We start from the raw sequence: 24,710 nt of genomic DNA, 5'->3' as shown, positions 1-24,710 counted from the left end.
AACAAAATATCAGCTTGTTTTATGGGAATTGAGAATTTACATATCGATATTGGAAAAGTGAGTTATAAAACGATGGCAGACGAGGTGGAAATGAAGCTGCTGGAATATCTCAAACGAAAATCGTTCAAACCCGGGGATGCCCTGCCAAAAGAAATGGAGTTGACAGAAGCCCTGGGAGTGAGCCGTAATGTATTGCGCGAGGCCCTCAGCCGCTTGAGAATGCTGGGCATGATTGAAACAAAGAAACGGAGAGGTATGGTACTGTCCAGCCCCGATATCCTGGGCTCCATGGAACGTGTAATGGATCCGCTGATCATCGACGATACCACGCTGCAGGATATTTTTGAATTGCGGCTTACCCTGGAAATGGGGCTGGCAGATATCCTGTATATCCGCAAAACAAAAAAGGATATTGAAGAACTGGAGAAAATTGCCCTCAGTCAGAAGACAACACCCACCAAACAAAATTTCCGGATTAAACATGAAGTAGAATTTCATGGTAAAATTTACCAGATGACCGGTAACCGCACCATGCAACGTTTTCAGACGATGCTGCTTCCTATTTTCGGACACCTGGTGAACGAAGAAAAAGTGCCGATCGTAGGCAAGGTATCACATATCGATTTGGTAAACCTGTTGAAGAATGGCTCCCGGGAAGAATTCCGCGAAGGCATGCGGAAACATCTTGAACATCATTTCAAAAAGTTGAAAAAGTAAGCACGATAAGTTACGCCAGTCCATTGCTCCAAAAGTGGCTATGGCCTTCGCTTTCATACATCTTTCCATACACCGGCATTTTCTTTTTTTGAAAAATGTTTTGCGGTATGGATTTTTTTAGGCAATTTTAATATGTAGTACATAAGTATTTAAGAATATTAGTACAAGTTAATTGTCTAAACAAATTCCCGTATGAAAATTGCTCTCAACAAACTGATGGGGGTACTCCTTGCCATTGCCATCAGTACAATAGCTGTAGCTCAACCAAAGAAAATCACCGGCAGGATCATCTCTTCAGAAGATCAGCAGCCACTGCCCGGTGTAAGCATTGTCATCAAAGGAAAGAAAACGGCCACCATCACCAACGCGGAAGGCTACTTCAGCATAGCAGCTGCACCCGAAGATGTGCTACGCATTTCCTATATCGGGTTTACGCCGCAGGAAATCGCAGCAGGAAACCGCACCACGGTAAACATCTCCCTGGTATCCGCTACCTCTAAAATGGATGAAGTAATAGTAGTGGGATATGGTACACAAAAGAAGAGCAGCCTGACCGCATCAGTAGCGCGACTGGACAAACGGATCCTCGAATCCGGTATCCGCGCCAACCCCGCACAGGCGCTGGCCGGCACCATTGCCGGGGTGAGAGTATCCACCAACTCCGGTAAACCCGGCGCTATCCCCAACATCATCCTCCGCGGTGGTACCAACTTCGATGGCTCCGGCAGTCCACTCATCATCATCGACGGACAATTCCGCCCCTCTTTAAGTGATATCAACCCGGAAGATATTGCCAGTATGGAAGTACTGAAAGACGCATCGGCTACAGCCATCTACGGCGCCCGCGCCAGCAACGGCGTCATCATGATCACCACCAAAAGAGGAAAGTCAGGGACATCGGAAATTAACCTGAAAGTAAAAACAGGATTCAACTATTTAAATTCTCCCTACACCTTACTCACCCCGGAAGAATATTTATACTGGGGAAGAAAAGCACTGGTGGAAACCTATAAGGTAAACGGTAACCAAAGCCTGATCAATGCTTCCGGTCCACGTGGTACCGGCAACGTTTATAAAGATGCCGATGGAAATATTGTAGACGGCAACTACAACCTCAATGCCTTATTCAGCCCCATGCGCCTCACCGATCAGAACAGGGAACTGCTCTCCACCAACGACGGCTGGAAAGTGATGAAAGACGCTATCCCCACCAATGCCGCCGGGCAGTATGATCCCAACGGTACCTATGCAGACCTTATCTATAAAGGCTTCAGTTATGGAGACAATGCCTTTAATAAAAAATCACTCACACAGGATTATAATATCAGTATGACCGGTGGTAACGAAAAAGGCGCCTACTATGCCAACCTCGGTTATTATAACGAAGATGGTATTGCACGCAAATCGTTTTACAAGCGATTGAATTTTACGCTCAACGGCGATTACAAAATAAGAACCTGGCTGAAGTCGGAAAGCAATGTGTCCTTTTCCCGCGCCAACTCCCGGGATCAGGCACAAACCAGCGATGTGAATTACTGGGGGCGTTTGCTGATGGCCGCGCCTACCATGCGTGGCAGCAACACCAACGGGGAACCGCTCCTGGGAAGGAATGCAGGCGATGGTAACCCCGCCGTGAACATGGACAAATATTCCCGGAAAAACCAGGCAGATAAATTTACCCTCGCCCAATCTTTTAAAGTTGACCTGTACAAAGATCTCTACTTCAGAGCGGGCGCCATTCTCATGTACGACGAAAGCTTTAACGAATCATTCAACAAAGATTTCCGTACCGGCGTAATGAGTAAAACCGATCCCAACGCAGGATGGGACCGCACCCGCAACAGCAGTGCAGCCTTCGATCGCACGGTGCGTCAAACCTATAACGCCACCCTTCACTACAACAAAATTATTCACGACGATCACAACATCGACGCCATGATCGGCGGTGAATTTTTTGACGCTTATAATTATGGCTTGTCGGCCAGCGGGAAACTGGCGCCTACAGATGATTTCCCGACGTTGGGATTAACCTCCAGCGACGCCAACACCCGCGGGCAAAATTCGTATCATCTCCGGGAACGTATCTTCTCTGGCTTTGGGCGTATTAACTACGACTGGAAAGGAAAATACCTCGCTACGTTTACCGCCAGAAGGGACGGCTATTCCAGGCTGATAGGCGATAACCAGTATGGCCTGTTTCCCGGTGCTTCAGTGGGCTGGTTGCTGCACAAGGAGAACTTTATGGTGAACACCAGCAAGTGGTTATCCTTCCTGAAATTGCGCGGCAGCTGGGGAAAGAATGGTAACATCGGTGAAGTGGGAAAACGCTCCGACGGCACTATCGATGTATATTCCCTCCAGGGTGGTTACCCGGCTACCACCCGTTATGAAAGTGTGATCGGATTTTCATTGGGTAATATTCCCAATCCCGGCTTGCGGTGGGAGAAAACAAATACCGTTGAAGGCGCCGTGGAATACGGATTATTCAATAACCGCCTGAACGGAAGTATCGCTTATTACAACCGGATCACCACCGATAAAATTGCCAGCGTAAACCTGCCCGGATCCGCCGGTGTAGGCAGCATTCTCACCAACAACGGATCCATGCGGAACAGGGGATTTGAAGCAGACCTGAATTATAAAGTATTGCAGTCGGGCAACTGGAATGTTAGCGTGGGTGCTAATGTGGCGTGGAATAAAAACGTGGTGTTGAAACTGCCTTACAACGGAAATGAAAATAACCGTCAGAACGGGGTGCAGATCTATGATCCATCTACCGGCAGGCTTATATGGGCCGGCGGTTTGCAGGAAGGGCAGGAGCCAGGCGAAGTATTCGGCTATTTAACGGATGGCATCATCAGAACAACCGCTGATTTAGCGGCCTACAACAAAATAGATCTCGCTGCCGGCCAGGTGCAGCTGAACAATGCCGCCGGCCGCCCGGTAGCCAGTCAGCAGCTGATAGATAAAAACGGGCTCACCGGATTCTGGGCTACCAGTCTAGGTGATATGAAATGGAAAGACCTCGACAGGAACGATACGATCGATTTCAGGGACCGTGTATCATTAGGTCACACCATTCCGCGCTGGACCGGTGGGGTCAATGTAGCTGCCGGCTGGAAAGGATTACAACTGTTTGCCCGTCTTGATTACGCCATCGGTTTTATGCAGATGGATGTAAAACAAATGTGGGCGCTCGGCAGCATGCAGGGAGAATTCAATGGCACCGACCTGGTAAAAGATACCTGGACACCGGAAAATCCCAACGCTAAATACCCGATCTACGTAAACCAGGATCAGCAGCTGAAAAAGAACTACGACCGCCACAGTGATATGTTCTGGAAAAACTCCAGCTATCTCGCTTTCCGCGAAGTAACGCTGAGCTACATAGTGCCGAAGAAGATGCTTAATAACGCAAATATTGCGGGCTTAACGGTGATGGTCACCGGGCAAAACCTTGGATACATCAGTAATAAAATGCTGGCGCTGCCGGAACGCACCGGGCAGCAGGATGGCGTATATACGATTCCCACATCACTGGTATTCTCCGCTAACCTCACTTTCTAACGCAATCAAATCAGCACTCATGAAAACAACATATATTTTCCTGCTGGCACTGATAGTAACCGCTGCCAGCTCCTGTAAAAAAACATTGCAGTTGTCGCCGGAAGATTCTTTCGGAGATGTTAACTTCTGGAAGAATGAAGCACAGATTACCAGCTTTATGACAGGCTTGCATAATGAGTTTCGCAACGACCAGTTCCAATTCTTCCGGTTGGGGGAAATGCGCGGTGGTGGCTTTACCACGGAAGAAGCTTTTTCATTATCGTTGCAGGAAAGTCCCCTTATTGAGCAACGGTTGGAAGAAAACGTTTCCGGTGTGAACAACTGGGCCGGATTCTACGGACCCATCTTACAAATAAATCTCTTTATACAAAAAGTGGAAGCAGCCAGTTTTTTGGGAGATGATAAAAAGAAATACCTGCTTGGCCAGGCATATGCCATGCGAGCCTATTACTATTTTCACCTGTTACGTACTTATGGCGGTGTGCCGCTGCGGTTAACTCCTGATGTGGCTAACGGTGTAACAGATCCCGTATTACTGCGCATGCCACGGGCTACGGAAGCAGCAGTGCTGGCGTCGGTGAAGTCGGATGTGGATAAGGCGGTCACTAATTTTGGTATGGCAGCGGCAAAATCCAAAGGACAATGGTCGCCGGCGGCAGCATTAATGCTGAAAGGCGAAATATATTTATGGTCAGCCAGGGTGTATGGTAACACGGCGGATCTGGCCACCGCAAAATCTGCGCTCAATGCTGTAACAGGTACCAGTTTGTTGCCAAAGTTCAGCGACGTATTTGCTTATGCCAACAAAAAAAATAGCGAAATCATTTTTGCGATTTCTTTCATGGTAAACGAAGCTGAAATGTCCAGCGTATCATTGTTTACTTACGACCTGCCCGGTATGGCGCAGGACTGGTACGCAGATTCACTCGCCTCGGGGCCAAAGCTCACGGATCCGCTGAACATCGGACAGGTAAATTCAAAACAGATCATTCAACGTTACCGTTACAGCTTTAAATTATTCCAGGCTTATGATAACCTGGACCAGCGCAAAGTGGCCACCTTCTACGATTTTTATAAAGTAGATAAAACCAGTGGAACCCCCGTGGTGAAAGTGCGGAACACCGTATTACGTAAATTCCTCGGCGCTTTTGATGCCGTAACACAAAAGAGATATTTCTCCGACGATTGGCCCGTTTACCGCGAGGCCGACCGGCTGCTGATGCTGGCAGAAATAGTGAATGCAGAAGGGGGCGATCCGTCGCCTTATATCAAAGCCGTGCGCGACCGTGCCTTCGGCGGCCCTGGTATTGATCCGGCTCCTTTCGTAAATTCGTCTAAAGATGCCAATGAACTTGCCATCTTCGCAGAACGCGGTAAAGAGTTTGTACATGAAGGCAAACGCTGGTACGATTTGCGCAGAATGAAATACGGCAATGAACCGCTGGTATTTATCAATGCAGGCCATCCTTTTGGCGTGCTGAATAAAGCCACACAGGCATATAAAATATTATGGCCGATCGATGCCAACGTATGGACCACCGATTTGCTCGTTAACCAAACGCCTGGTTACGCTACTTCGAAACCCGAATAACCCAATATAAAAGTATCATTTCATGAAGCATGAACATATTGAAGGACTGATCGCAGCCGCATTTACTCCCTTTCACAGGGATGGCTCCCTGAACCTGGAGCTGGTACCCGCTTTAACCGATAAGCTGGTAAAAGACGGCTTAAAAGGAATATTTGTTTGCGGCAGTAATGGCGAAGGTCCTAACATGACCACCGAAGAAAGAATGCAGGTAGCAGAAGCATTTGTAAAAGCAGCCGCTAAGCGGTTGCTGATCATTGTGCACGTTGGTCACAGCAGCATCGCCGAATCGCGGAAGCTGGCCGCCCATGCGGCCTCCATAGGAGCAGACGCCTTTTCCTCGGTGGCCGCATTTTATTTTAAACCTACTTCGGTACAAGTGCTCGCCGATGCCATGGCGGATATTGCCGCTGCCGCGCCTGCACTGCCTTTTTATTATTATCATATTCCTACGCTCACCGGTGTAGGCATGGATATGATGGAGTTCCTGGAAATAGCCGGCGACAGGATCCCCAACCTGGCAGGGATCAAATACACCTCTTCCACCATCCAGGAATATCAATCCTGTTTTAATTATCAGAACGGTCGCTTCGATGTGCTGTTCGGATTCGATGAATTGTTGCTGCCTGCATTGGCTGTGGGCGCGAAAGGTGCTATCGGCAGCACGTATACCTTTGCCGCACCGCTGTATCTGCAAACAAAAGCGTATTTTGAAAAAGGCGATATAAAAGCCGCGCAGCAACAGCATTTATTCATGGTAGAGGCGATCAGGATCTTTGCAAAATACCCGCCTATACCGGCGCAGAAGGCGATTATGAAAATGCTAGGCTGGGACCTGGGGCCATGCCGGCTGCCTTTAACCACGTTTACTCCCGCGCAATACGATAAATTGTATAAAGAGCTGGAAGCCATTTCATTTTTTCAGAAAGTACAGCATTCATGAAATACCTGCTTTATTCGATATTTATGATGACAACGGTGAACAATATCAACGCCCAAGTGAGAAATGTGCAATGGTCTGTGGCGGCAGTACTTCCGCCTGCTGCCGGGCAACCGGTGCAACCCGGCGTAGCCGGGCCGGTAGCAGGCATTAGTAATGATATAATGATCGTGGCCGGCGGCGCCAATTTCCCGGCGGCCATGCCGTGGAACGGCGGTATAAAGAATTATAAACAGGACATTTATATTTTCCGGCAAGATGGAAAAGGGAATGTGCTGCCGGGTGTGGTAAGCCGGCAAACATTGCCGCAACCGCTGGCGTATAGCGCCAATGTGAGCATGCCGGAAGGCCTTATTTACGCAGGTGGTGAAAATGATCACGGTCCCACGGATAAAGTAACGTTGCTAACATGTAACACTGCCGGTGAAATTACTTTCACATCGCTGCCATCATTACCGGTAGCGCTCACCAATTTATCGGGCGCCTGTTATCAGCATACGCTGTATATAGCCGGTGGCGAATCGGTGAACGGTCCCTCCGCTAAATTCTTTTCGCTGGATGTATCCACGCCGGGCACTGCCTGGCAAACGCTGGCAGATATACCGGTGGCCGTTTCCCATGCTGTAATGGCGGTACAGGATGGCGGCGTGTACCTGGTCGGAGGCAGACGGAAAAACAGTAACGGCATCAGCGATATTTTTAATACCACTTACCGCTATGATCTGCATACAAAAGCATGGACCCGGAAAAATCCGCTGCCTTACCCTGTATCCGCAGGCACGGGGCTCGCCGTGGGGGATCATGAAATCCTGTGTTTCAGCGGCGACAAAGGAGCCGTATTCAGTAAGATGGAAGCGCTGAATGCCGCCATCAGTGCGGCTACTGATGCCATCAGGAAAGAAGCGCTGACAAATGAAAAGAAGGCGTTGCTGAATACACATCCGGGATTCACAAAAGAAGTATTACTATATAACACCACCACCGGCCAATGGAAAGCAACAAACGCTTTAACGATGGAAGGACCTGTTACCACCACCGCATTGCTGTGGAACGGGGTGATCATGATTCCTTCCGGGGAAATAAAAGCGGGAGTGCGCACGCCGGTGATAATTTCGGGTAAATTATTTTTCAACTGATCTGAGTATCATGTCCAATAAAGGAAGTTATCGCTGGGTAGTAGTAGGATTGCTATGGGTAGTAGCATTGCTGAATTACATGGACAGGCAGATGTTGTCGACCATGAAACCCGCCATGCAGGCGGATATTGCGGCTTTGCAATCGGCCACGAATTTTGGCTACCTGATGGCCATCTTCCTATGGATCTATGGATTTATGAGCCCGTTGTCGGGTATTATTGCGGACAGGCTTAACCGGAAATGGCTGATTGTGGGCAGCCTGTTTGTGTGGTCGGGGGTAACATTTGCCATGGGCTATGCTACTACTTTTCAGCAGCTGTATTGGTTACGCGCGGTGATGGGCGTTAGCGAGGCGTTGTATATACCGGCCGGACTGTCGCTCATAGCAGATTTCCATTCCTCTGCCACCCGGTCGCTGGCTGTGGGCATTCATATGACCGGGCTTTACATGGGACAAGCGCTTGGCGGTTTTGGCGCTACTATTGCCGCCAGGTTCTCGTGGCATGCTACCTTTCATACGTTTGGCATCATTGGTATTGTATATTCCCTGGTGTTGATCGTATGTTTGAGGGAAGCCGTGAAAGGCCCGCCGGATACGCTAAAGGAGCGGCCGCCTTTTCTGAAAGGGTTTGGATTACTGATGACAAATATTTCTTTCTGGATACTCCTGTTTTATTTTGCCATTCCGAGTCTACCTGGCTGGGGGATCAAAAACTGGCTGCCGACTTTATTTTCTGAAAGTTTACAGATAGATATGTCGGCCGCAGGCCCTTTATCTACCATAACTATCGCGGCTTCTTCTTTCCTCGGGGTAATTTTCGGAGGCATATTATCTGACAAGTGGGTACAGCAAAATAACAAGGGAAGAATTTACACCAGCGCCATCGGCTTATCGCTGACCATCCCTGCATTGCTGCTGATAGGGCTGGGACACAGCCTGGCGCACATAATGGGAGCGGCCGTGCTGTTTGGTGTGGGCTTTGGTATGTTTGATGGCAATAACATGCCTATCCTCTGCCAGTTTGTACCATCAGGATACCGGGCTACTGCCTATGGGCTACTGAATATGTCCGGCGTATTTGCCGGCGCTTTTATCACCGATCTGCTGGGACGCTCCACGGATGCGGGCAACCTCGGGCAAAGCTTTGCCATGCTGGCGGGAATCGTACTGGTGGCGATTATTATTCAACTATGTTTTTTGCGTCCGAAAACCAATGATATTGACCTGATAAATAAATAATGATGATTAAAAAGATAATGACTGTGCTGCTGCTGATGTGCCTCGGCACTACCTATGCACAACAAAAAGAAATACCCGTTTTTATTTCCGGAACAGATGGTTATAAAACATTCCGCATCCCTGCAATTATTGCATTGCCCGATGGCGATTTGCTGGCTTTTGCAGAAGGCCGTGTAAACGGGATGGACGATTTCGGGGATATTGATATGGTGATGAAACGCAGTAAGGATAAAGGCAAAACCTGGTCACCCATGCAGGTGGTGGCAGGCGCCGATAACCTGCAACTCTCCAATCCCGCGCCGGTGGTTGATCTTACCGATCCGGCCTATCCGCAGGGCAGGGTCTTTCTTTTTTACAACACGGGTACACATAAGGAGGGAGATATTATTAAAGGCAAAGGAATAAAGCATTGCTATTATATCACCTCTGCGGATGGCGGTCGCACGTGGGCGGCGCCGGTGGATATTACGTTGCAGGTGCATCGTCCTAAGCAACCTGATATTGACCCGGCGTTTAATTTTGCGGAAGACTGGCGCTATTACGCCAATACGCCTGGCCATGTTATGCAGTTTTCTGAGGGGAAATTTAAAGGAAGAATTTTTATTGCTGCCAATCACACTGCTGGTAAAGCATTGCCCGGCGCCCGGCATTATGTGGCACATGGGTACTACACCGATGATCATGGTAAAACATTTCATTTAGGCAACAGTATTAATTTGCCCGGTAGCAATGAATCGATGGCTGCTCAACTCTCCGGCGATAAGCTGATGATGAACAGCCGTAACCAGGCAAAGGATGTGAAGGAGCGGATCGTGTCTGTCAGCAGTGATGGCGGCGCTACCTGGGATACCACTTATTTTGACCATCAGCTGGTAGACGCCGTATGCCAGGGCAGCATCCTGGACATAGGTACTTCTAAAGGCAAAAATATACTCGCCTTTTGCAATGCTGCCGATTCACTGGAAAGGGATAACCTCACACTCCGCATCAGTTTCGACGACGGGCGCACCTGGAAGAAAAGCTATATCATCTATAAAGGGGATGGCTCAAAAAAAGCCGGATATGGCTACGCGGCATACTCTGACATTGTGCAGCTGGGCAGGAAGAAAATAGGTGTGCTGTATGAAAAGGACCACTATTCTTCCATTGTATTTACGGTGGTAAACTGGAAGTAAACCGGTATTGCGGCGGCTGTCGCAAATACGACACTATTTTGTCGTATTCAGCCATGCCGGGAATAAAATACTCATGCTATGTTTGCATTAACAATAACGGTTAACATTTAAATCTTAAAAACATGCAAACAGCTAATAACACAACGAAAGTCACGGTAAGCGCAACCATTAATGCACCTGTTGCAAAAGTATGGGAGTTGTGGAATGCACCCGAACATATTGTTAAGTGGAATACTGCTTCAGAGGACTGGCACTCTCCAAAGTCTGTAAATGACCTGCGCCCGGGTGGTAAGTTCGAAACCCGGATGGAAGCTAAAGACGGCAGTTTTGGTTTTGATTTCGGTGGCGTGTACGACGAAGTGACGGAACACGAACTCATTACCTACACCATGGGTGATGGCAGAACAGTACGGGTGACCTTCTCCACTGCCGGCGACACCACCGCTGTTACAGAAACCTTTGACGCAGAAGACACCCATAGCGTTGAAATGCAACAGGGCGGCTGGCAGGCTATCCTGGATAATTTCAAAAAATATACAGAAACACTGGCTTAGTCATCTCCGGAAAGCTATATAACCGCATGGATCCATGCGGTTTTTTTATACCTGTATCCAGGTAGATTTAAATGACTGTTTGCAGGTATTGCTGAATTGCCATGGTATTCCGTCTTTTGGGGTATAATTTCCCCCATGGTTATCATGTGCTGGAATATTAAAAACAGAACTTGTTATGAACCGGAAATCACTGCTGATCGGTTGTATGTTATACTTTGCATCGGCTTCCATCACGGCATCTGCGCAAAAAGGAGTGGAATATATTCTCCCTGCTGCTTCCTTCGATGAGGCGGCTACCAACAAGTTACTGGAGCCCGGCACTGCTACCATCCGGGGTAATGCTTTTCTGAAAAAGAAAGGCAAAGTTAATTTTGCCACAAAAGGCCATAATATCATCCTGTTTCCGGTAACCCCTTATTTTACTGAGTTTCTTGAGCTGAAGAAGAAGTACAACAAAGGAAAGAAACAAGCCTCCATGACTAACGACGCCTTCACTTACCGCATAGAAGGCCGCTACCTGGATGACCAGGGTAACTTTGAATTTACAGAACTCAAACCGGGGAAGTATTATCTCGTTACCTGGATTGAGTATGAGCGGAAGAAGAATCTTATCCTCCGCACCGGTACCCGTACCTTTTACAACGTATACAGCGGCAATGAAGTCAGGTCTGAACCTATTTATAATGCCTATTCTTATTATTATCAAGCAGAAGATGAAGTAGCCGGATTTGTAGAAGTAAATAAAGAGGGAGAAGTAGTGAATACCGTTATCAGTAACTAAACAGAGCCATGAAAAAGATATTCTTATTTGCTGTTCTTTTGATGGCATTGCAAATACAGGCACAAACCGTCAAAATTCCGGATGCCAATTTCAAAGCGGCGCTGATCAACCAGGGCTTTGATACCAACAACGACGGGGAGATACAGGCAACAGAAGCCCAGAAGGTGACCCGGCTGTATGTAAATGGCGCTGGTATTGCCAATCTTACCGGTATTAAAAGTTTTACCAACCTCAAGGAATTTGGTTTTTATGATAACCAGATCAAAACACTGGACCTGGAAGGAATGGCCAGCCTGAGAAGCATTTACGGCGCTAATAACAACATGGAGTATGCACGCGTGAAGGGCCTCACCAACCTGGAAACCATGTACCTCAATGATAATAAGATCCGTGCGCTGGATCTCACCGGGCTTAATAAGCTGAACGACCTGAAGATGTACCGGAACGCTTTATTTAAAGTGAATTTCAGTCACCTGCCGAACCTGGAAAATGTAGAACTGCAGTATAATAACCTGGTAGAATTCGTGGCGGAAGGATCGGGGGTGAAAAAACTGAATCTGAACAATAATAATATTTCTTCCATTGATCTTACATCTTTGAAAAAACTGGAGAAGGTGGACCTCGATGACAATATGTTTTTGTCGACCCTGAAAATCCGTGGATTACGGTCTCTCAGATCATTGTATTGTAGCCCCAATTTAATAAAGAACCTAAACATGAGTGGTACAGTGAGTTTGACGGAGCTCAGCTGGTAAATCAGTTATAGTTTATATGAGGGGGATGTTATATTTTCATGTAAGATATATTGTCCACGTCATTTAAACTTTTCATTCATGGGACTTACTTTCCTGCAGATTTTATTGGGAATTACGGCTGTTTCCACTGCATTGATGGGAGGCCTTTTCTACGCCTATTCCTGTTCTGTTAACCCGGGGCTTGGCCGGTTATCTGATATCGGTTATTTGTCGGCCATGCAATCTATCAACCGGGCTATCCTCAATCCGGTATTTTTTGCTTCTTTTTTAGGCTCCCTTGCTTTATTGCCTGTTTGCACCTGGGCATATTTCAGTTATTCAGTGTCGCCTGGAAGCTGGTGTGTATTAGGAGCTACATTCGTTTATTTTATTGGCGTTTTTGGTGTGACGATCGCCGGCAATGTTCCGCTCAATAATGCGTTGGACAAAGCGGATCTTACCGCTACTTCTGCGGGGCAGCTGGCGGAGCAGCGGGCAGCGTTCGAGGAACGATGGAACCGGTTGAATATGGTGCGGACGGTGGCGGCTGTAGGTACGGTGGCATTGATGGTGGCGGGGTGTATTGGTTTGAGATGAGTATCAGGAAAGCATCTTTCCCTTTAATGTAATCCGTTTTTCATGTACATAATAATAAAATAGTCCTCCTCCAAAGTACATTATCACGTCCCACATATCTCCGGTGTAGGCAGCAGAAAACTGTGGCATTACCCATTCAAAAACAACCGACATATATAGTGCGATAAACAGCAGGTAAGAAATTGGATAGCTGTAACTTTCGTCGCGGACAATGTAGCTACGCGTAAAAGCAAGCGCAAGATGCGCTATAGCAGGTACCGCCATGAAATCGGTGAGGTGTCCGTTGAGCAGCGGAACCGGATGCTCCATATACCGGAAGAGGTGCATGATACTCCATAGTCCGCAGTAACTTAGGAATAACGGATCAAGTAAGCGTTTCATTTTACAATACAAACATAATAGCGCCTCCGAGCAGCAGTGTAACAAGTAACGCCATTACGGCAAACAGGTAAAACGCACTGTCTTTCAACAATTTTACGGGTGTGGCATCTGTTGATTTAACAGGAAGAATGCTGTTCCTTAATCTTTGCAGTAAAGGCTTGTCTTCCTCCTGCAGATCATCCGGGTCATTATTCATATTATCGGTATTTAGAACAAATGTACTAAATATTATTATTTTTAGATCAATTGTTCTAAATTTGATTATGGATACGCGGACAAATATTCTCAAAACGGCGCTGGAACTTTACAACAGCCAGGGTGTAAACACAATTACCAGCAGGCATATTGCGGCAAAAATGGGCATCAGCCCGGGGAATCTGCATTATCATTTCAGGCAAACAGATGAAATCGTAAAGACGCTTTATGAGCAGTTGGCCGCCGGTTTTGATGCCCTGGTTTCGGAACTGGAATTAATTAATCCCGTTACACTGGATACGCTCCAGGATTTTTCTGTCCGTTCGCTGGAGCTGGCCTATAAATACCGTTTTATATTTTTACATTTCGTGGAGATAAGCCTGCGCGTGCCTGCCATCAGGAAAGACTATTATGCGCTCACACGACGCCGGGAAAAAGAATTCTTTATTATTTTCGGCCAGTTGAAAGGAGCAGGGATTTTCCGGACCGATTTTCCGGAAAGTATCTGGGAGTCGTTGGTAACGCAGATATTTATTATGGGAGATTTTTGGTTGTCGAATAATGAATTAACCGGGAAGCTGAGGGGAAGCCAGGCGATAAAACATTATAGTAAAATTTTCTCCGCCATGTTTTATCCTTACCTCACACCGTCAGCGCAGGCACGTATGGCGGAGTAACTCTTTCTCCGCCCTGTTATTCTTTAAGAAATGCTGTAATCATGGTGGTAACCAGCAGCGGTATTTTACTTTGCTTATCGGGTGCGCAAATTTCTCCGATATAGTCGCCATGACCGCCCGGTAGAATCGCCAGTTGCGCATGGGGCAAAGTGCGTGCTAATAATAGCGCATGTTCCGGCAGTATAGGCTCTGCGTAACCATTTATCACCAGTGCCGGCGCCTGGATACTTTTTATATCTTCAGTGCTGATATCTTTAAAATTTTCCATCCTTGCCACATCCCGGTGAAACATCGCTTCAAGTCCTTTGGGATCAGGGTTAGCTTCCAGGTACGCTTCTTTTAGCTGCGGAGGCATATTGTCCAGAGTAGTGTTTTTAAAGCCATCAAAGAAACCGGGAGGTGTACCATCGCGCCTGAAAAGGGCAGAGGCCAGTACCAGTTTATTTACCAGCTCCGGATGCTGTATGGCAATTTGCAGCGCAGTGGTGCCTCCATTACTGAAACCCATAAAGCTAGCCTTGGCAATGTGCAGTTGCCCCAGAAGAGCGGCCACATCATCCGCATCCTGCTCAAAGCTCAGCGGCCGGTCGATGTCGGCCGTATGACCATGCGCCTGCAGTTCTATGGCAATTACCTGGTGTGTTTTTGCCAGCTCCGGAAGGATGGCACCATAGTTAGACTTAATGGTAGAACCTCCGCCATGAAGCAGTACCAGCGGCGCCCCGCTGCCATGGATCTCATAATACATCTTTAAGCCATTCACCGCTGCATAGTGGCCCGTTTGTTTTTGCTGTGCATTTATCTGCAAATGTGTTACGATTAATAAGAGTATAAAAATAATGGATGTGCGTTGCATATGATATGTATTTTGATAGGGTAAACCTACATCAAAACACGCGATCCTGATGGGTGCAAAAATGCCAATTTGCAGGGCAATTGCGACAATAAAATCAACATACGGGCATGGCTTTTTTCACAACTTGGCTTATATTAGAGCCATTAACCTACTATTCTTATGACAGCAGAAGAGTACAAACAAAGATTCAGGGAAGATGATCCCGTTGGATGGCTTTCAATAGACAGTGCCCTGGAAACGGTGTACGGTAAAACCGAACCCCGTCATTACGGACCGCTCTGTGGCATACACTTTATGGCCGGAGGTACTGACCCCATCGATGGCGCAAGCATTTACGATTCCAGCAAACATGAATACCACAGGCATATTATCAGTTATGGCATGTCGGAGCTGTACTACGACCAGGACAAGGCTGGTGGTGAGTTCAGCAAATGGGGCTTTGAATTTACCTTCCGGTTGAAACCATTTGCGGAAGATAAGGATGACCCGCTGTGGGCCGTTCATGTAATGAACAACCTTGCGCGGTATGTATTTAATAGCGGAAAATGGTTTGAAGAAAATCATTTTATACCAGCTAAAGGCCCTATACGGCTCGATACCCAAACAGAGATAACCGCTTTTGTGCTGGCGCTCGACCCCGAACTGGGAAGAATAGAAACGCCACACGGCGAAGTGTCTTTCCTGCAACTGGTGGGCATAACAAATGCTGAACTGGAAAGACTGATGCGGAATCCTACTACTACCGAAGTGGCTACGCTGATCAGTGAACTGAAAAAAGATAACCCTCTACTGATAACAGATCTGAACAGGAAATCATAAACAAAATTCAATGCCGGGAAATTTCGATAATGATTGATAATGATACAAAGCGGTTGTCGCGACTCACTGCCATCTTAACCCAGTTGCAAACAAAGCGGCTTTTGACGGCAGCAGAATTAGCCGGTAAATTTTCGGTGAGCAACAGAACCATTTACCGGGATATTAAAGCACTGGAACAGGCAGGCGTTCCAATCCTGACAGAAGAAGGAAGAGGTTATTCCCTGATGGAAGGGTACCGGATTCCGCCCGTTATGTTTACGGAGAACCAGGCCAACGCCTTGATTCTTGCAGAACAGTTAGTCCTGAAAAACAAGGATGCTTCTTTCATTAAAGATTATTCAGCAGCCATCGAAAAAATAAAAGCGGTATTAAGACATAATGTAAAAGATAAAGCCAATCTCCTGGCAGAACGGACACAGTTTGACCAGAACCTCAACAGGGAAAGGAACAGTAATAACTTATCTGATCTGCAGTTTGCCCTTACCAATTTTTATGTAACAAGAATTGAATATGCCAATGAAGCCAACAAAGTGACCAGCAGGTTGATTGAGCCTTTTGCATTATTAAACACAAAGGAGAACTGGTTATTGGTAGCGTGGTGCCGCTTACGCAAAGAGTTCCGGTATTTTCGCCTGGACAGGATTAAACGACTGGAAACCCTGTCTGAAAAGTTTACCCCTCATAAAATGACCTTGCAGGAATATTTTGATAAATATTACTAACCCCTTCCTACCCTTGACATAGGGCTGTCAATACCCCCACATAATTTTGCTTAAACATTAAATGAATAAAAATGGATTTGCAAAATTTAGTTACAAATTATGCCGGCTATAATTTGTCGGTAAACCAACAGTTTGTGGATTGGTTGTCCAATAAAACAACGGAACAGTTGAACCAGGAGTCGCCGTCAAGTTTTTCCAGCATCCTCAAAACCTTGAATCACATTTGGGGAATGGAAGAATATTGGTATTCCATTATTTGCCAGCAAACAGACTTTATAAATCGTTATGGCATAGAAGACCTCAACGCGGACGAAGTTTTTCAGGGACTCATTAACAGGTCGCAAGTGCTGGCAAACCAGATAAAATCATTTTCCCGGAATGATTTAGTGGAAAAAATAAAAGTGGTAAGTCCCTGGTTTGAAGCCAACCAATCCCGCTATGAGTATATACAACATTTTGTTAATCATGGCACCTATCACAGGGGACAGATAGTTACTATCGGCAGAAGTATCGGGATAACGGATGCCCCGGGGACAGACTATCTCTTCTTTAATGTAAGAAAGGAGCAGCAATAGAAGCGCCTGCCAAAACGGTGTAGCCCCTGCAATGAAAATTTGCAGGGGCTTTTTATCTTGTTCCCGGCATCGGGGAGTACGAATCTCTTTGCTTTAAACACTTTTAATTAACTTGCCTCCACACTGATAGCATCTGTTTATGCGTTTTCTTACTTTAATATTACTTTTTATCGCAGGTAGTGTATCTGCCCAGTTTACGGATGGTGAGCAATATGTCCGCTCCCGGGAGGGGAAAATTGTTTGGTCGAAAAGTACGCTGTTCTGGCGTTGCATAAATGGGATGAAAGCGGATGCCTCAAATAAAGAGGCCGTTCAGATCTGTAATTGCCAGGTAGACGCGATCGACGGGTATTTTCCTATGAAAAAGATAAAGGAGTATGAGCGCTTGTATCCTAATTTTTCACTGGCTAAACTTATAGAAAAAGATACCCTGCTTCAGGCTCGCATTGATCAATGTTACAAAGATATTTCCCAGACCAATCTTTTTTTCTCACCCGCTCAGATTTTAGCTTATCGTGATTCTATGGCCGCCTATATTCGCGGGAATCAAAAGGAGAAACTGGATGAAAGCAGGATAAATCCATATTGTGATTGTGCGGTATCTATTATGACAAAGCGGAAAATAAATGCGCAAACCATTAAAGATATGAACGATCCCAATTCCATGTTATTTAATGAAATTGCCTATCGTTGCGGTGGGTATCCCTATAAAAAAGTATCCCCTACCACTTCCTGGAGGGCGACCGATAGCTTGGATGTAACCAGTAACAGGAGAATCGATTCTATTGATGTAATTACCGTAAGCGCCATGACGAAGCTGAAAGTAAAAATAGGACCGCTCGTAAACGTGTGGATGCTGGATTGCGGCGCCACTGACATGCTGGTGTCAGATACCATGATCAATAAATTGCTTCAATTAAAACTGGTTTCCGACAATGATTTCCTGGGACAGCAAACATATACCCTTGCCAGCGGGAAGGAGATTTTGTGTGATGTATACAGGATCAACAATGTTCAGGTGGGTAAATTCACCGTTAATAACCTCGTTATTGGTGCCTCTAAAGAAACAGATACCTTTTTGCTCGGCAAAACTTTTCTTAACAAATTCCGGCGCTGGTCTATTGATAACCAAAGTAATCAATTGATTTTAGAGAAATAACGCTGTGGTCATGTTCTTCCATATTTATATTTTTTGGAAGAATGCTTACCTTTGAAAAGGTCAAAGCATTAGTTAAAATCACTTATGGAAGCTAAAGAAACGTTGAAAGCTCATATTGGGAAGTTTGTCAGTTTAACCGATGAGCAGTTTGATTATTTCTTTTCACATTTTAAGCCACTGAGCTTTAAAAAAGGGCAGGCTATTATTGCCGAGGGCGATACGGTAGATTGTGAATACTTCGTGATTTCAGGATGCTTAAAATCTTTTTTTATCAATGATGATCTGAAAATGTTCATCCTGCAGTTTGCCATGCCCACATGGTGGGCTTCTGACTACAATGCGTTATATAATCAAACCAAAGCCACCATCAATGTAGATTGTATAACCGATGCGGATGTTCTTGCGCTTACTAGCAGCGACAGGGAAAAGCTATGTAACGAACTGCATACTGTAGAGCATTTTTTCAGATGGAGGACCAACAGGGGATATGTTGCTGCTCAAAAGCGGTTGTTGTCCTTTATGAACAATAATGTGAAATACCGTTACGAGGAGCTGTTAAAACTATATCCGGAACTTTATAACATGGTTCCTAAGAACCTCATTGCCGCATATCTGGGCGTTTCAAGGGAAACCCTCAGCAGGCTGTAATCTATAAGCTAGTCTATATCTTTTTCTGGAGCAGGTATTTAAATACCTGCTTTTTTTATTTCCCAATTAAGGTTCGATTAAATGAAAAGTGACCTGGATCACATAAGTAACGCCTCCCTTCAAATGTGATGTAGATCACGCAGCCGTGTTGAAAATGCAACCGTACTTTGGGGTAACATAAAAACATAAAAACATGGAAACAAAAAAATTTTATATCATAAGCACCCAAAGCAACATTGATTGGGTTGGCAGAAAAGTAACCGGCGCCCACAACGGCACCATCGCCGTTAAAGAAGGCGAACTTCTTTTGAATGACGGAACACTTGCCGGTGGTAAGTTCGTCATCGACACCACCTCCATTAAAATACTGGATGTAACAGACCCTGCAACAAATGCGCAGTTCTTTGGTCACCTGGCTTCGGATGATTTTTTCTCTACCGATAAATATCCGGAGGCAACATTGGAAATCACCTCCGTGGTGGGCAATCATGTTGAAGGTGATCTGACCATTAAAGGTATTACGCATCCGGTCGGTTTTGATGTGGCGGTTAATATTAACGGCGACGAGGTAACTGCTACCGGCAAGCTGGTGATTGACCGTACCAGGTACGGCATAAAGTTCCGCTCAGGTAATTTCTTTAAAGACCTGGGAGATACCTTAATCTATAACGATTTTGAACTAAACGTAACTGTAACCGCTAAAGCCGCCTGAAAACGGCTTTAGCATAAAAACCTAAGTCATGCCATACGTTAAAATAGAAGTAACCCGTGAAGGCGTTACAAGAGAGCAAAAGCAAATCCTGATTAAAGGTATCACTGACCTGATCAGTGACACCCTGAATAAAGATCCGCAACTGACATTTGTGGTCATCCGGGAATATGACCTGGACGACTGGGGTGTTGCCGGGGAACAGGTATCTGTATTAAGAGAGAAAGGGATAACCGCTGAAAAAAAATAAGGCCATGAAAAAGCAAACAGTAATAGTTACCGGCGCCTCATCGGGCATTGGCAAGGAGGTAGCCCGGCACTTTTTAAAAAACGGAGATAATGTAGTAATTAATTCTTTAACTGCCGGGAAACTGGAAGAGGTTTACCAGGAGTTAGGCGCAGGCGAAAACCTGGCTATGGTAGCCGGTAATGTGAAACATAAAAGTACCGGTGAGAAGATACTGGCAACGGCTATGGAGGAATTTGGTTCGGCAGACGTATTGGTAAACAATGCCGGTATTTATGAAACAAAGCCATTTCTTGAAGTGGATGAAGCTTATCTCGACAAATTTCTTGATACCAATCTGAAGGGTACTTTTTTCACTACCCAGGCGGTTATTCCACAAATGCTCCGGCAGCACCACGGCGTGATCATCAACATCGGTACGCCATTGGTAAACCACGCGTTGGGAGGCGCTCCATCTACTGCGCCATTGGCATCAAAAGGGGCGATACACGCACTCACCCTGCAGCTGGCTGCCGAATTCGGCAAGGATAACATCAGGGTCAACACCATTGCCCCGGGTGTAATACGCACACCTATGCACGGTGATAATGCCGGTCAGAGCGCAGGATTACATTTACTGAACCGCATTGGAGAAGCGGAAGATATTGCTGAAATGGTTTATACCGTTGCTAAGAGTAACTTTATTACAGGCGCCATCATCGCCGTAGACGGCGGAATGGCGGCAGGACATCATCTGAAATAACATGAAAACACTTTTTTTAACCGCTTTTTTGTCCGGCGTCTTACTGGTATTAAAAGCACAAAATTCAATGAAAATGGAAACCAGTCAACAGGATTCCCTGGCAATTGCCCAGGCGCTGGAAGAATATTATTTCAAAGGAATTTACGAAGGCGACATCAGCATCCTGAAAAATATCTACCATCCCGGTACCCTATTGTTCGGAGATGTAAAGGGCCAGCCATACGCCAAAACCCTTGATCAGTACCTGGATGGTGTAAAGAACCGACAAAGTGTGAAAGATTCCGGCAAACCTTTTAAAGGAACCATCATCTCGATTGATGTTGTTAATACTATAGCGATGGCAAAAATTCACGTTAAAATGTATGAGTTTAATTATGACGAATTTCTCTCGTTTCATAAAATCAATAACCGGTGGATGATTGTTAATAAAATGCTTACCGATATAGCGGACTAAAATTTAGAAGTTCAGGTAGTATTATAGCGGAGATTTGTTATAAGTTATCAAGCATAATTTTTCCATTAAAGCAAGTAATTAAATAGTTAAATTACCAGGACTATTTAAGAACAGCTTAAAATTAAATTATGACAGCAGATGAAATTTATTTAAGCATAGCAAAAGGCATCGCTAATGCTATCGACGAAAGTAACTGGACAAATGCTAAATTGGATATAGAAGTTGTTGCCAATGGAGTGGTAGGTTACACGGGCGACTACCAGGCTGGTAGTACCACCGTTGACCTGTCTGTCAGAAAAATTCCCCGGGAGATCAGGAATTGGATAAAAGAATTACACAGTATTACTACTGAGAGAGGGGCAAACAAATGGAACAGGGCCATTTTCAGATTGGAGCCTGATGGTAAGTTCAATATAGAATTTATCTGGGATCAGCAGCTTCATGACCAGGTTGAAAATTTAAGCTAGTTTTTTCGCTGTCAATGGGTCCTAACTATCCGGTTGAACGTCTGTTTTACGGAAGTACCATGTAAACTGAAAACGATCACCCAATTGACCACGTTGAATAGATGAAACAAATAAAGCCTCTCGGATTGTTGATCCTTAGCCTGCTGCTCTGTCATCTCACCTTCGCGCAGCCCGTAAGAATTATTTTTGATACTGATATGGACTCCGACGTCGATGACGTGGGCGCCCTGGCTATGCTCCATGGTTTCGCCAATCTCGGGGATGCCGAGATACTGGCGGTTATGGTATCCAGCCTTAATCCATGGTCGCCGGGAGCAGCCGATGTGATTAATACCTACTACGGCAGGCCAGATATCCCTATTGGCGCTGTGCAGCGATTTGGCGTGTATCATAAATCCAAATATGCACGCAGGCTTTGCGAAGAATTTAAGCCCAATGTTAAACTGGGGGAAGATATGCCGGAAGCTACGTTGCTGTACCGGAAGATACTGTCGTCACAACCGGATACAAGCGTGGTGGTGGTGACGGTGGGCGACCTGACCAATCTTTCCAAACTGCTGCAAACGGAAGCAGATCAGTTTAGTGAATTGAAGGGTATTGACCTGGTAAAGAAGAAAGTGAAGCGCCTGGTATGCATGGGAGGCAGGTATCCGGCAGATCAGGACCCAAGGCCCTGGGGAAATTTCAAATCCGATCCGCACGCCACCCAACATGTGGTTGCAGCATGGCCCACCCGCATATATTTCACCGGTGGCGGGGCTTTCGCTGACAGTGTGCCAACCGGGAGGATTTTTTTCAGGGAACAATATAAACACACGCCGATGGCGCATGCCTACAAACTGTTCCTGGAAAGCTGGAAAAGGAATTGGCACCACAGCGCCGACCTGATTGCGGTTTATGTGGCGGTGAAAGGGCACCTGCCTTATTTCAGGCTGGAAGAACGCGGATATAACCACATTTTTGAAGACGGAACAAATTTGTGGCGTTTAGCGCCAAACGATGAACGGCATTACCTGGTCAGTGAGTTTGCGGAGGGTATTGATCCAAAAGTGATTGCAGAGAAGTTTGATGCAATGATGGTGATGCAAAAGCAATCCGCCAGCCATTAGCACTATTCGCGGTTTTTTTCTAAATTTGACCAAACGCGAAAGGTTGGGCAATCAGCATTCTAATATCAATACAGCCAGTGATAAAAAGATACCGGATGAAGATGTAAGGCAGTTTTCTATTTTTTATGATAAATATAGTGCTGCAGTATACAACACCGCTATGGTTTTTACCAAAGGAGATCAGTCACTATGTGAAGATATCGTGCAGCTTGTTTTTATGCGTATGTGGGAAACCCGCACAAAGCCGGGAACATTAAAAAAACCGGAACATTACCTGTACATACTTGCCCGGAATATTATTTTCGACACATTTAAAGCGCGTGCACGCCAGCTACATCACCAGCTACAGCTGGGCGAATTGCTTCACGATGGTCCCGATTCACCTATTAAGATCCTGGCTGCCAAAGAATACGCAGGAATTTTGAAGCAAGCGGTGGAATCCCTTACCCCGCAGCAACGTATTATATTTCAACTGGCAAAAGAATCAGGCATTTCCCATGCCGAAATCGCAGAAAGAATGGAGATCAGCATCCAGACAGTGCGAACCCATCTGAAATTGGCTACCCGGGCAGTTCGCCAATATGTGATGGCCCATATAGAAGACCCCGAAGTTTTAATGATTTTGTTGGTACTGCTGATGCAATAATAGGCAACATCCATTTTTTTTCAATTCATCTACCCACTTTTAGCGTGGTGGTCGTCTTTATATTGTATCGCTTTAAAAACCGTTTATGGATGAGATTTATTTCCAATCCTTACTTGAGAAATACCGTAAGAACGAAATTTCCGCCGGCGAGTTGTCAGCATTTACAGAAGCCATAGCTACGGGCGCTTACGATGAAACCGTGAAAGCGTCTATCCAGGGCTCACTTGAATCAACGGGTCAGCAGTGGGATGAAACGCGGCAACAGGTGGTGTTGAAAGAAATACTCCGGCAAATCGAGGCAGAAACGCCTGTGAAAAGGCTCCTGCCGGAACGGCGGAAATGGTTGTCTGTTGCGGCAGCCGTACTTACTATGCTGGCTATCGGCTGGTACACCGTTAACCGGTTAAAAACAAAGCCGGTCCATGAAAACCAGATCGCTGTTCAGGACATTAGCCCTGGTCGCCCCGGCGCGGTGCTGATACTGGCAAACGGTAATAAAGTAGTGCTGGATACCGCAGGCAACGGAACAGTGGCTTCGCAGGCGGGTGTTGACATAGTGCTGAACAACGAGGGCCTGGCCTATGCACCTGCCACGTCCGGAGAGGTGGTTGCAGAGGAGCTGAATACTGTTCTTACTCCACGGGGAAGACAGTTCTCCATTGTTTTACCGGATGGTTCAAAGGTTTGGATTAATGCGGAGTCTTCACTCCGTTTTCCCGTTCGCTTTTCGGGAAAAGAACGCCAGGTGCAGCTTACAGGAGAGGCTTATTTTGAAGTTGCGGAAAATTCATCCCAACCCTTCAGGGTATTGGTGAATGATAAAACCCAGGTGTTGGTGTTAGGTACTTCTTTTAATATCAACGCTTACGGCGATCAGCCACGGGTGAAAGCAACGCTGGTAACAGGTAAGGTAAATATCCGTAGCGGGAAGGCTGAAGCTATTCTGGTACCAGGGCAGGAAGCCAATATAGCCGGCGATATTACCGTTGCCGATCATGCAGATATCAATAAAGCTATTGCCTGGAAAAACGGTGCTTTTGATTTCAATAATGTAACTATAGAAGAATTAGCTACACAGCTGGAGCGCTGGTACGATATAGAGGTGACCTATGATCATCATATTTCGCAGGTCCCGTTTGGCGGCAAAATAAGCCGGAAGGTCAGCCTGAAAACGTTAGTCAGGTTAATGGATGGTACAGGGCTTAGTTTTCGCCTCGCAGAAGGCCGTAAGCTGATAATAACAGAAAGAAAATAAATTTCAGATAAAAGTATATA

At 46.0% G+C, this 24,710-nt stretch carries 28 protein-coding genes; 25 read left to right on the top strand and 3 right to left on the bottom strand.

Going from position 1 to position 24,710, the window contains the following annotated elements; genetic code table 11:
* The first annotated feature begins 21 nt into the window (after positions 1-21).
* The 11 genes from QFZ48_RS05605 (at position 22) to QFZ48_RS05555 (ending at position 13,029) form a co-directional block, all read left to right on the top strand.
* On the top strand, positions 22-717 hold the full coding sequence (locus QFZ48_RS05605) for a FadR/GntR family transcriptional regulator (protein WP_429045096.1): 696 nt from the start codon (positions 22-24) through the stop codon (positions 715-717).
* A 192-nt stretch (positions 718-909) separates the two neighbouring features.
* Positions 910-4,284 (top strand): SusC/RagA family TonB-linked outer membrane protein, encoded by a 3,375-nt coding sequence (locus tag QFZ48_RS05600; RefSeq protein ID WP_429061494.1) that lies wholly within the window; start codon positions 910-912, stop codon positions 4,282-4,284.
* Between the two features lie 19 nt (positions 4,285-4,303).
* Positions 4,304-5,875, top strand: a complete 1,572-nt coding sequence (locus tag QFZ48_RS05595) for a RagB/SusD family nutrient uptake outer membrane protein (RefSeq protein WP_429061492.1) — start codon at positions 4,304-4,306, stop codon at positions 5,873-5,875.
* 22 nt (positions 5,876-5,897) lie between these two features.
* A complete protein-coding gene (locus tag QFZ48_RS05590) occupies positions 5,898-6,815 on the top strand; it encodes a dihydrodipicolinate synthase family protein (RefSeq protein WP_429061490.1) in 918 nt (305 codons plus the stop codon).
* Entirely contained in the window at positions 6,812-7,948 is a 1,137-nt protein-coding gene (locus QFZ48_RS05585) for a kelch repeat-containing protein (RefSeq protein ID WP_429061488.1), read from the top strand. Before QFZ48_RS05590 ends, QFZ48_RS05585 begins: the two co-directional genes overlap by 4 nt.
* 10 nt (positions 7,949-7,958) lie before the next feature.
* On the top strand, positions 7,959-9,188 hold the full coding sequence (locus QFZ48_RS05580; RefSeq protein WP_429045105.1) for an MFS transporter: 1,230 nt from the start codon (positions 7,959-7,961) through the stop codon (positions 9,186-9,188).
* Between the two features lie 2 nt (positions 9,189-9,190).
* Complete coding sequence (locus tag QFZ48_RS05575; RefSeq protein WP_429061486.1) at positions 9,191-10,363, top strand: sialidase family protein; 1,173 nt, start codon at positions 9,191-9,193, stop codon at positions 10,361-10,363.
* A gap of 122 nt (positions 10,364-10,485) precedes the next feature.
* Positions 10,486-10,917, top strand: a complete 432-nt coding sequence (locus QFZ48_RS05570; protein ID WP_429061484.1) for an SRPBCC family protein — start codon at positions 10,486-10,488, stop codon at positions 10,915-10,917.
* Positions 10,918-11,092: 175 nt separating this feature from the next.
* Positions 11,093-11,698, top strand: a complete 606-nt coding sequence (locus tag QFZ48_RS05565) for a hypothetical protein (protein ID WP_429045111.1) — start codon at positions 11,093-11,095, stop codon at positions 11,696-11,698.
* Positions 11,699-11,706: 8 nt separating this feature from the next.
* Positions 11,707-12,453 carry a hypothetical protein gene (locus QFZ48_RS05560; protein ID WP_429061482.1) on the top strand — a complete coding sequence of 249 codons (747 nt, stop codon included), beginning with the start codon at positions 11,707-11,709 and terminating at the stop codon, positions 12,451-12,453.
* Between the two features lie 78 nt (positions 12,454-12,531).
* Positions 12,532-13,029: a DUF1772 domain-containing protein gene (locus QFZ48_RS05555; RefSeq protein WP_429061480.1), complete on the top strand. Its 498-nt coding sequence runs from the start codon at positions 12,532-12,534 to the stop codon at positions 13,027-13,029.
* 3 nt (positions 13,030-13,032) lie between these two features.
* On the opposite strand, the gene QFZ48_RS05550 is transcribed toward QFZ48_RS05555, so the two are convergent.
* Entirely contained in the window at positions 13,033-13,410 is a 378-nt protein-coding gene (locus tag QFZ48_RS05550; RefSeq protein ID WP_429061478.1) for a hypothetical protein, read from the bottom strand.
* 1 nt (position 13,411) lies between these two features.
* Positions 13,412-13,606 carry a hypothetical protein gene (locus QFZ48_RS05545; protein WP_429061476.1) on the bottom strand — a complete coding sequence of 65 codons (195 nt, stop codon included), beginning with the start codon at positions 13,604-13,606 and terminating at the stop codon, positions 13,412-13,414.
* 67 nt (positions 13,607-13,673) lie between these two features.
* Between QFZ48_RS05545 and QFZ48_RS05540 the strand changes: the two genes are divergently transcribed.
* The gene (locus tag QFZ48_RS05540; RefSeq protein ID WP_429061474.1) at positions 13,674-14,282 is read left to right on the top strand and encodes a TetR/AcrR family transcriptional regulator; all 609 of its coding nucleotides are present in this window, start codon (positions 13,674-13,676) and stop codon (positions 14,280-14,282) included.
* Positions 14,283-14,298: 16 nt separating this feature from the next.
* On the opposite strand, the gene QFZ48_RS05535 is transcribed toward QFZ48_RS05540, so the two are convergent.
* Positions 14,299-15,138 (bottom strand): alpha/beta fold hydrolase, encoded by an 840-nt coding sequence (locus QFZ48_RS05535; protein WP_429061472.1) that lies wholly within the window; start codon positions 15,136-15,138, stop codon positions 14,299-14,301.
* Positions 15,139-15,297: 159 nt separating this feature from the next.
* Between QFZ48_RS05535 and QFZ48_RS05530 the strand changes: the two genes are divergently transcribed.
* From QFZ48_RS05530 to QFZ48_RS05470, 13 genes are all read left to right on the top strand, one after another.
* The gene (locus QFZ48_RS05530) at positions 15,298-15,957 is read left to right on the top strand and encodes a suppressor of fused domain protein (RefSeq protein ID WP_429045121.1); all 660 of its coding nucleotides are present in this window, start codon (positions 15,298-15,300) and stop codon (positions 15,955-15,957) included.
* 29 nt (positions 15,958-15,986) lie between these two features.
* Entirely contained in the window at positions 15,987-16,679 is a 693-nt protein-coding gene (locus tag QFZ48_RS05525) for a helix-turn-helix transcriptional regulator (protein ID WP_429045123.1), read from the top strand.
* A 71-nt stretch (positions 16,680-16,750) separates the two neighbouring features.
* The gene (locus QFZ48_RS05520) at positions 16,751-17,254 is read left to right on the top strand and encodes a DinB family protein (RefSeq protein WP_429045125.1); all 504 of its coding nucleotides are present in this window, start codon (positions 16,751-16,753) and stop codon (positions 17,252-17,254) included.
* Positions 17,255-17,393: 139 nt separating this feature from the next.
* On the top strand, positions 17,394-18,413 hold the full coding sequence (locus QFZ48_RS05515) for a retroviral-like aspartic protease family protein (protein ID WP_429045127.1): 1,020 nt from the start codon (positions 17,394-17,396) through the stop codon (positions 18,411-18,413).
* Between the two features lie 84 nt (positions 18,414-18,497).
* The gene (locus tag QFZ48_RS05510) at positions 18,498-19,061 is read left to right on the top strand and encodes a Crp/Fnr family transcriptional regulator (protein ID WP_429045128.1); all 564 of its coding nucleotides are present in this window, start codon (positions 18,498-18,500) and stop codon (positions 19,059-19,061) included.
* 193 nt (positions 19,062-19,254) lie between these two features.
* The gene (locus QFZ48_RS05505; protein WP_429061470.1) at positions 19,255-19,773 is read left to right on the top strand and encodes a YceI family protein; all 519 of its coding nucleotides are present in this window, start codon (positions 19,255-19,257) and stop codon (positions 19,771-19,773) included.
* A 28-nt stretch (positions 19,774-19,801) separates the two neighbouring features.
* Positions 19,802-20,020, top strand: coding sequence for a tautomerase family protein (locus tag QFZ48_RS05500; protein ID WP_429045132.1), 219 nt, complete (start codon positions 19,802-19,804; stop codon positions 20,018-20,020).
* Between the two features lie 4 nt (positions 20,021-20,024).
* Positions 20,025-20,759, top strand: a complete 735-nt coding sequence (locus QFZ48_RS05495) for an SDR family NAD(P)-dependent oxidoreductase (RefSeq protein ID WP_429045134.1) — start codon at positions 20,025-20,027, stop codon at positions 20,757-20,759.
* A gap of 73 nt (positions 20,760-20,832) precedes the next feature.
* Positions 20,833-21,213 (top strand): nuclear transport factor 2 family protein, encoded by a 381-nt coding sequence (locus tag QFZ48_RS05490; protein ID WP_429045135.1) that lies wholly within the window; start codon positions 20,833-20,835, stop codon positions 21,211-21,213.
* 128 nt (positions 21,214-21,341) lie between these two features.
* Positions 21,342-21,680 (top strand): hypothetical protein, encoded by a 339-nt coding sequence (locus tag QFZ48_RS05485; protein ID WP_429045136.1) that lies wholly within the window; start codon positions 21,342-21,344, stop codon positions 21,678-21,680.
* 101 nt (positions 21,681-21,781) lie between these two features.
* Positions 21,782-22,789: a nucleoside hydrolase gene (locus QFZ48_RS05480; RefSeq protein WP_429045137.1), complete on the top strand. Its 1,008-nt coding sequence runs from the start codon at positions 21,782-21,784 to the stop codon at positions 22,787-22,789.
* 25 nt (positions 22,790-22,814) lie between these two features.
* Positions 22,815-23,435, top strand: a complete 621-nt coding sequence (locus QFZ48_RS05475) for an RNA polymerase sigma factor (RefSeq protein WP_429045139.1) — start codon at positions 22,815-22,817, stop codon at positions 23,433-23,435.
* 85 nt (positions 23,436-23,520) lie between these two features.
* A complete protein-coding gene (locus QFZ48_RS05470) occupies positions 23,521-24,690 on the top strand; it encodes a FecR family protein (RefSeq protein ID WP_429045140.1) in 1,170 nt (389 codons plus the stop codon).
* Positions 24,691-24,710 lie beyond the last annotated feature (20 nt).

This window comes from Chitinophaga sp. W2I13 (assembly GCF_050434005.1).
Classification (GTDB): Bacteria; Bacteroidota; Bacteroidia; order Chitinophagales; family Chitinophagaceae; genus Chitinophaga.
This window is presented reverse-complemented; position numbering and strand designations above follow the sequence as displayed.

What these genes read in the sequence shown, in the direction of transcription:
- QFZ48_RS05605 (WP_429045096.1), top strand. Translation starts at nt 22, where the DNA reads ATGGGAATTGAGAATTTACATATCGATATTGGAAAAGTGAGTTATAAA.
- QFZ48_RS05600 (WP_429061494.1), top strand. Translation starts at nt 910, where the DNA reads ATGAAAATTGCTCTCAACAAACTGATGGGGGTACTCCTTGCCATTGCC.
- QFZ48_RS05595 (WP_429061492.1), top strand. Translation starts at nt 4,304, where the DNA reads ATGAAAACAACATATATTTTCCTGCTGGCACTGATAGTAACCGCTGCC.
- QFZ48_RS05590 (WP_429061490.1), top strand. Translation starts at nt 5,898, where the DNA reads ATGAAGCATGAACATATTGAAGGACTGATCGCAGCCGCATTTACTCCC.
- QFZ48_RS05585 (WP_429061488.1), top strand. Translation starts at nt 6,812, where the DNA reads ATGAAATACCTGCTTTATTCGATATTTATGATGACAACGGTGAACAAT.
- QFZ48_RS05580 (WP_429045105.1), top strand. Translation starts at nt 7,959, where the DNA reads ATGTCCAATAAAGGAAGTTATCGCTGGGTAGTAGTAGGATTGCTATGG.
- QFZ48_RS05575 (WP_429061486.1), top strand. Translation starts at nt 9,191, where the DNA reads ATGATTAAAAAGATAATGACTGTGCTGCTGCTGATGTGCCTCGGCACT.
- QFZ48_RS05570 (WP_429061484.1), top strand. Translation starts at nt 10,486, where the DNA reads ATGCAAACAGCTAATAACACAACGAAAGTCACGGTAAGCGCAACCATT.
- QFZ48_RS05565 (WP_429045111.1), top strand. Translation starts at nt 11,093, where the DNA reads ATGAACCGGAAATCACTGCTGATCGGTTGTATGTTATACTTTGCATCG.
- QFZ48_RS05560 (WP_429061482.1), top strand. Translation starts at nt 11,707, where the DNA reads ATGAAAAAGATATTCTTATTTGCTGTTCTTTTGATGGCATTGCAAATA.
- QFZ48_RS05555 (WP_429061480.1), top strand. Translation starts at nt 12,532, where the DNA reads ATGGGACTTACTTTCCTGCAGATTTTATTGGGAATTACGGCTGTTTCC.
- QFZ48_RS05550 (WP_429061478.1), bottom strand. Translation starts at nt 13,410, where the DNA reads ATGAAACGCTTACTTGATCCGTTATTCCTAAGTTACTGCGGACTATGG.
- QFZ48_RS05545 (WP_429061476.1), bottom strand. Translation starts at nt 13,606, where the DNA reads ATGAATAATGACCCGGATGATCTGCAGGAGGAAGACAAGCCTTTACTG.
- QFZ48_RS05540 (WP_429061474.1), top strand. Translation starts at nt 13,674, where the DNA reads ATGGATACGCGGACAAATATTCTCAAAACGGCGCTGGAACTTTACAAC.
- QFZ48_RS05535 (WP_429061472.1), bottom strand. Translation starts at nt 15,138, where the DNA reads ATGCAACGCACATCCATTATTTTTATACTCTTATTAATCGTAACACAT.
- QFZ48_RS05530 (WP_429045121.1), top strand. Translation starts at nt 15,298, where the DNA reads ATGACAGCAGAAGAGTACAAACAAAGATTCAGGGAAGATGATCCCGTT.
- QFZ48_RS05525 (WP_429045123.1), top strand. Translation starts at nt 15,987, where the DNA reads ATGATTGATAATGATACAAAGCGGTTGTCGCGACTCACTGCCATCTTA.
- QFZ48_RS05520 (WP_429045125.1), top strand. Translation starts at nt 16,751, where the DNA reads ATGGATTTGCAAAATTTAGTTACAAATTATGCCGGCTATAATTTGTCG.
- QFZ48_RS05515 (WP_429045127.1), top strand. Translation starts at nt 17,394, where the DNA reads ATGCGTTTTCTTACTTTAATATTACTTTTTATCGCAGGTAGTGTATCT.
- QFZ48_RS05510 (WP_429045128.1), top strand. Translation starts at nt 18,498, where the DNA reads ATGGAAGCTAAAGAAACGTTGAAAGCTCATATTGGGAAGTTTGTCAGT.
- QFZ48_RS05505 (WP_429061470.1), top strand. Translation starts at nt 19,255, where the DNA reads ATGGAAACAAAAAAATTTTATATCATAAGCACCCAAAGCAACATTGAT.
- QFZ48_RS05500 (WP_429045132.1), top strand. Translation starts at nt 19,802, where the DNA reads ATGCCATACGTTAAAATAGAAGTAACCCGTGAAGGCGTTACAAGAGAG.
- QFZ48_RS05495 (WP_429045134.1), top strand. Translation starts at nt 20,025, where the DNA reads ATGAAAAAGCAAACAGTAATAGTTACCGGCGCCTCATCGGGCATTGGC.
- QFZ48_RS05490 (WP_429045135.1), top strand. Translation starts at nt 20,833, where the DNA reads ATGGAAACCAGTCAACAGGATTCCCTGGCAATTGCCCAGGCGCTGGAA.
- QFZ48_RS05485 (WP_429045136.1), top strand. Translation starts at nt 21,342, where the DNA reads ATGACAGCAGATGAAATTTATTTAAGCATAGCAAAAGGCATCGCTAAT.
- QFZ48_RS05480 (WP_429045137.1), top strand. Translation starts at nt 21,782, where the DNA reads ATGAAACAAATAAAGCCTCTCGGATTGTTGATCCTTAGCCTGCTGCTC.
- QFZ48_RS05470 (WP_429045140.1), top strand. Translation starts at nt 23,521, where the DNA reads ATGGATGAGATTTATTTCCAATCCTTACTTGAGAAATACCGTAAGAAC.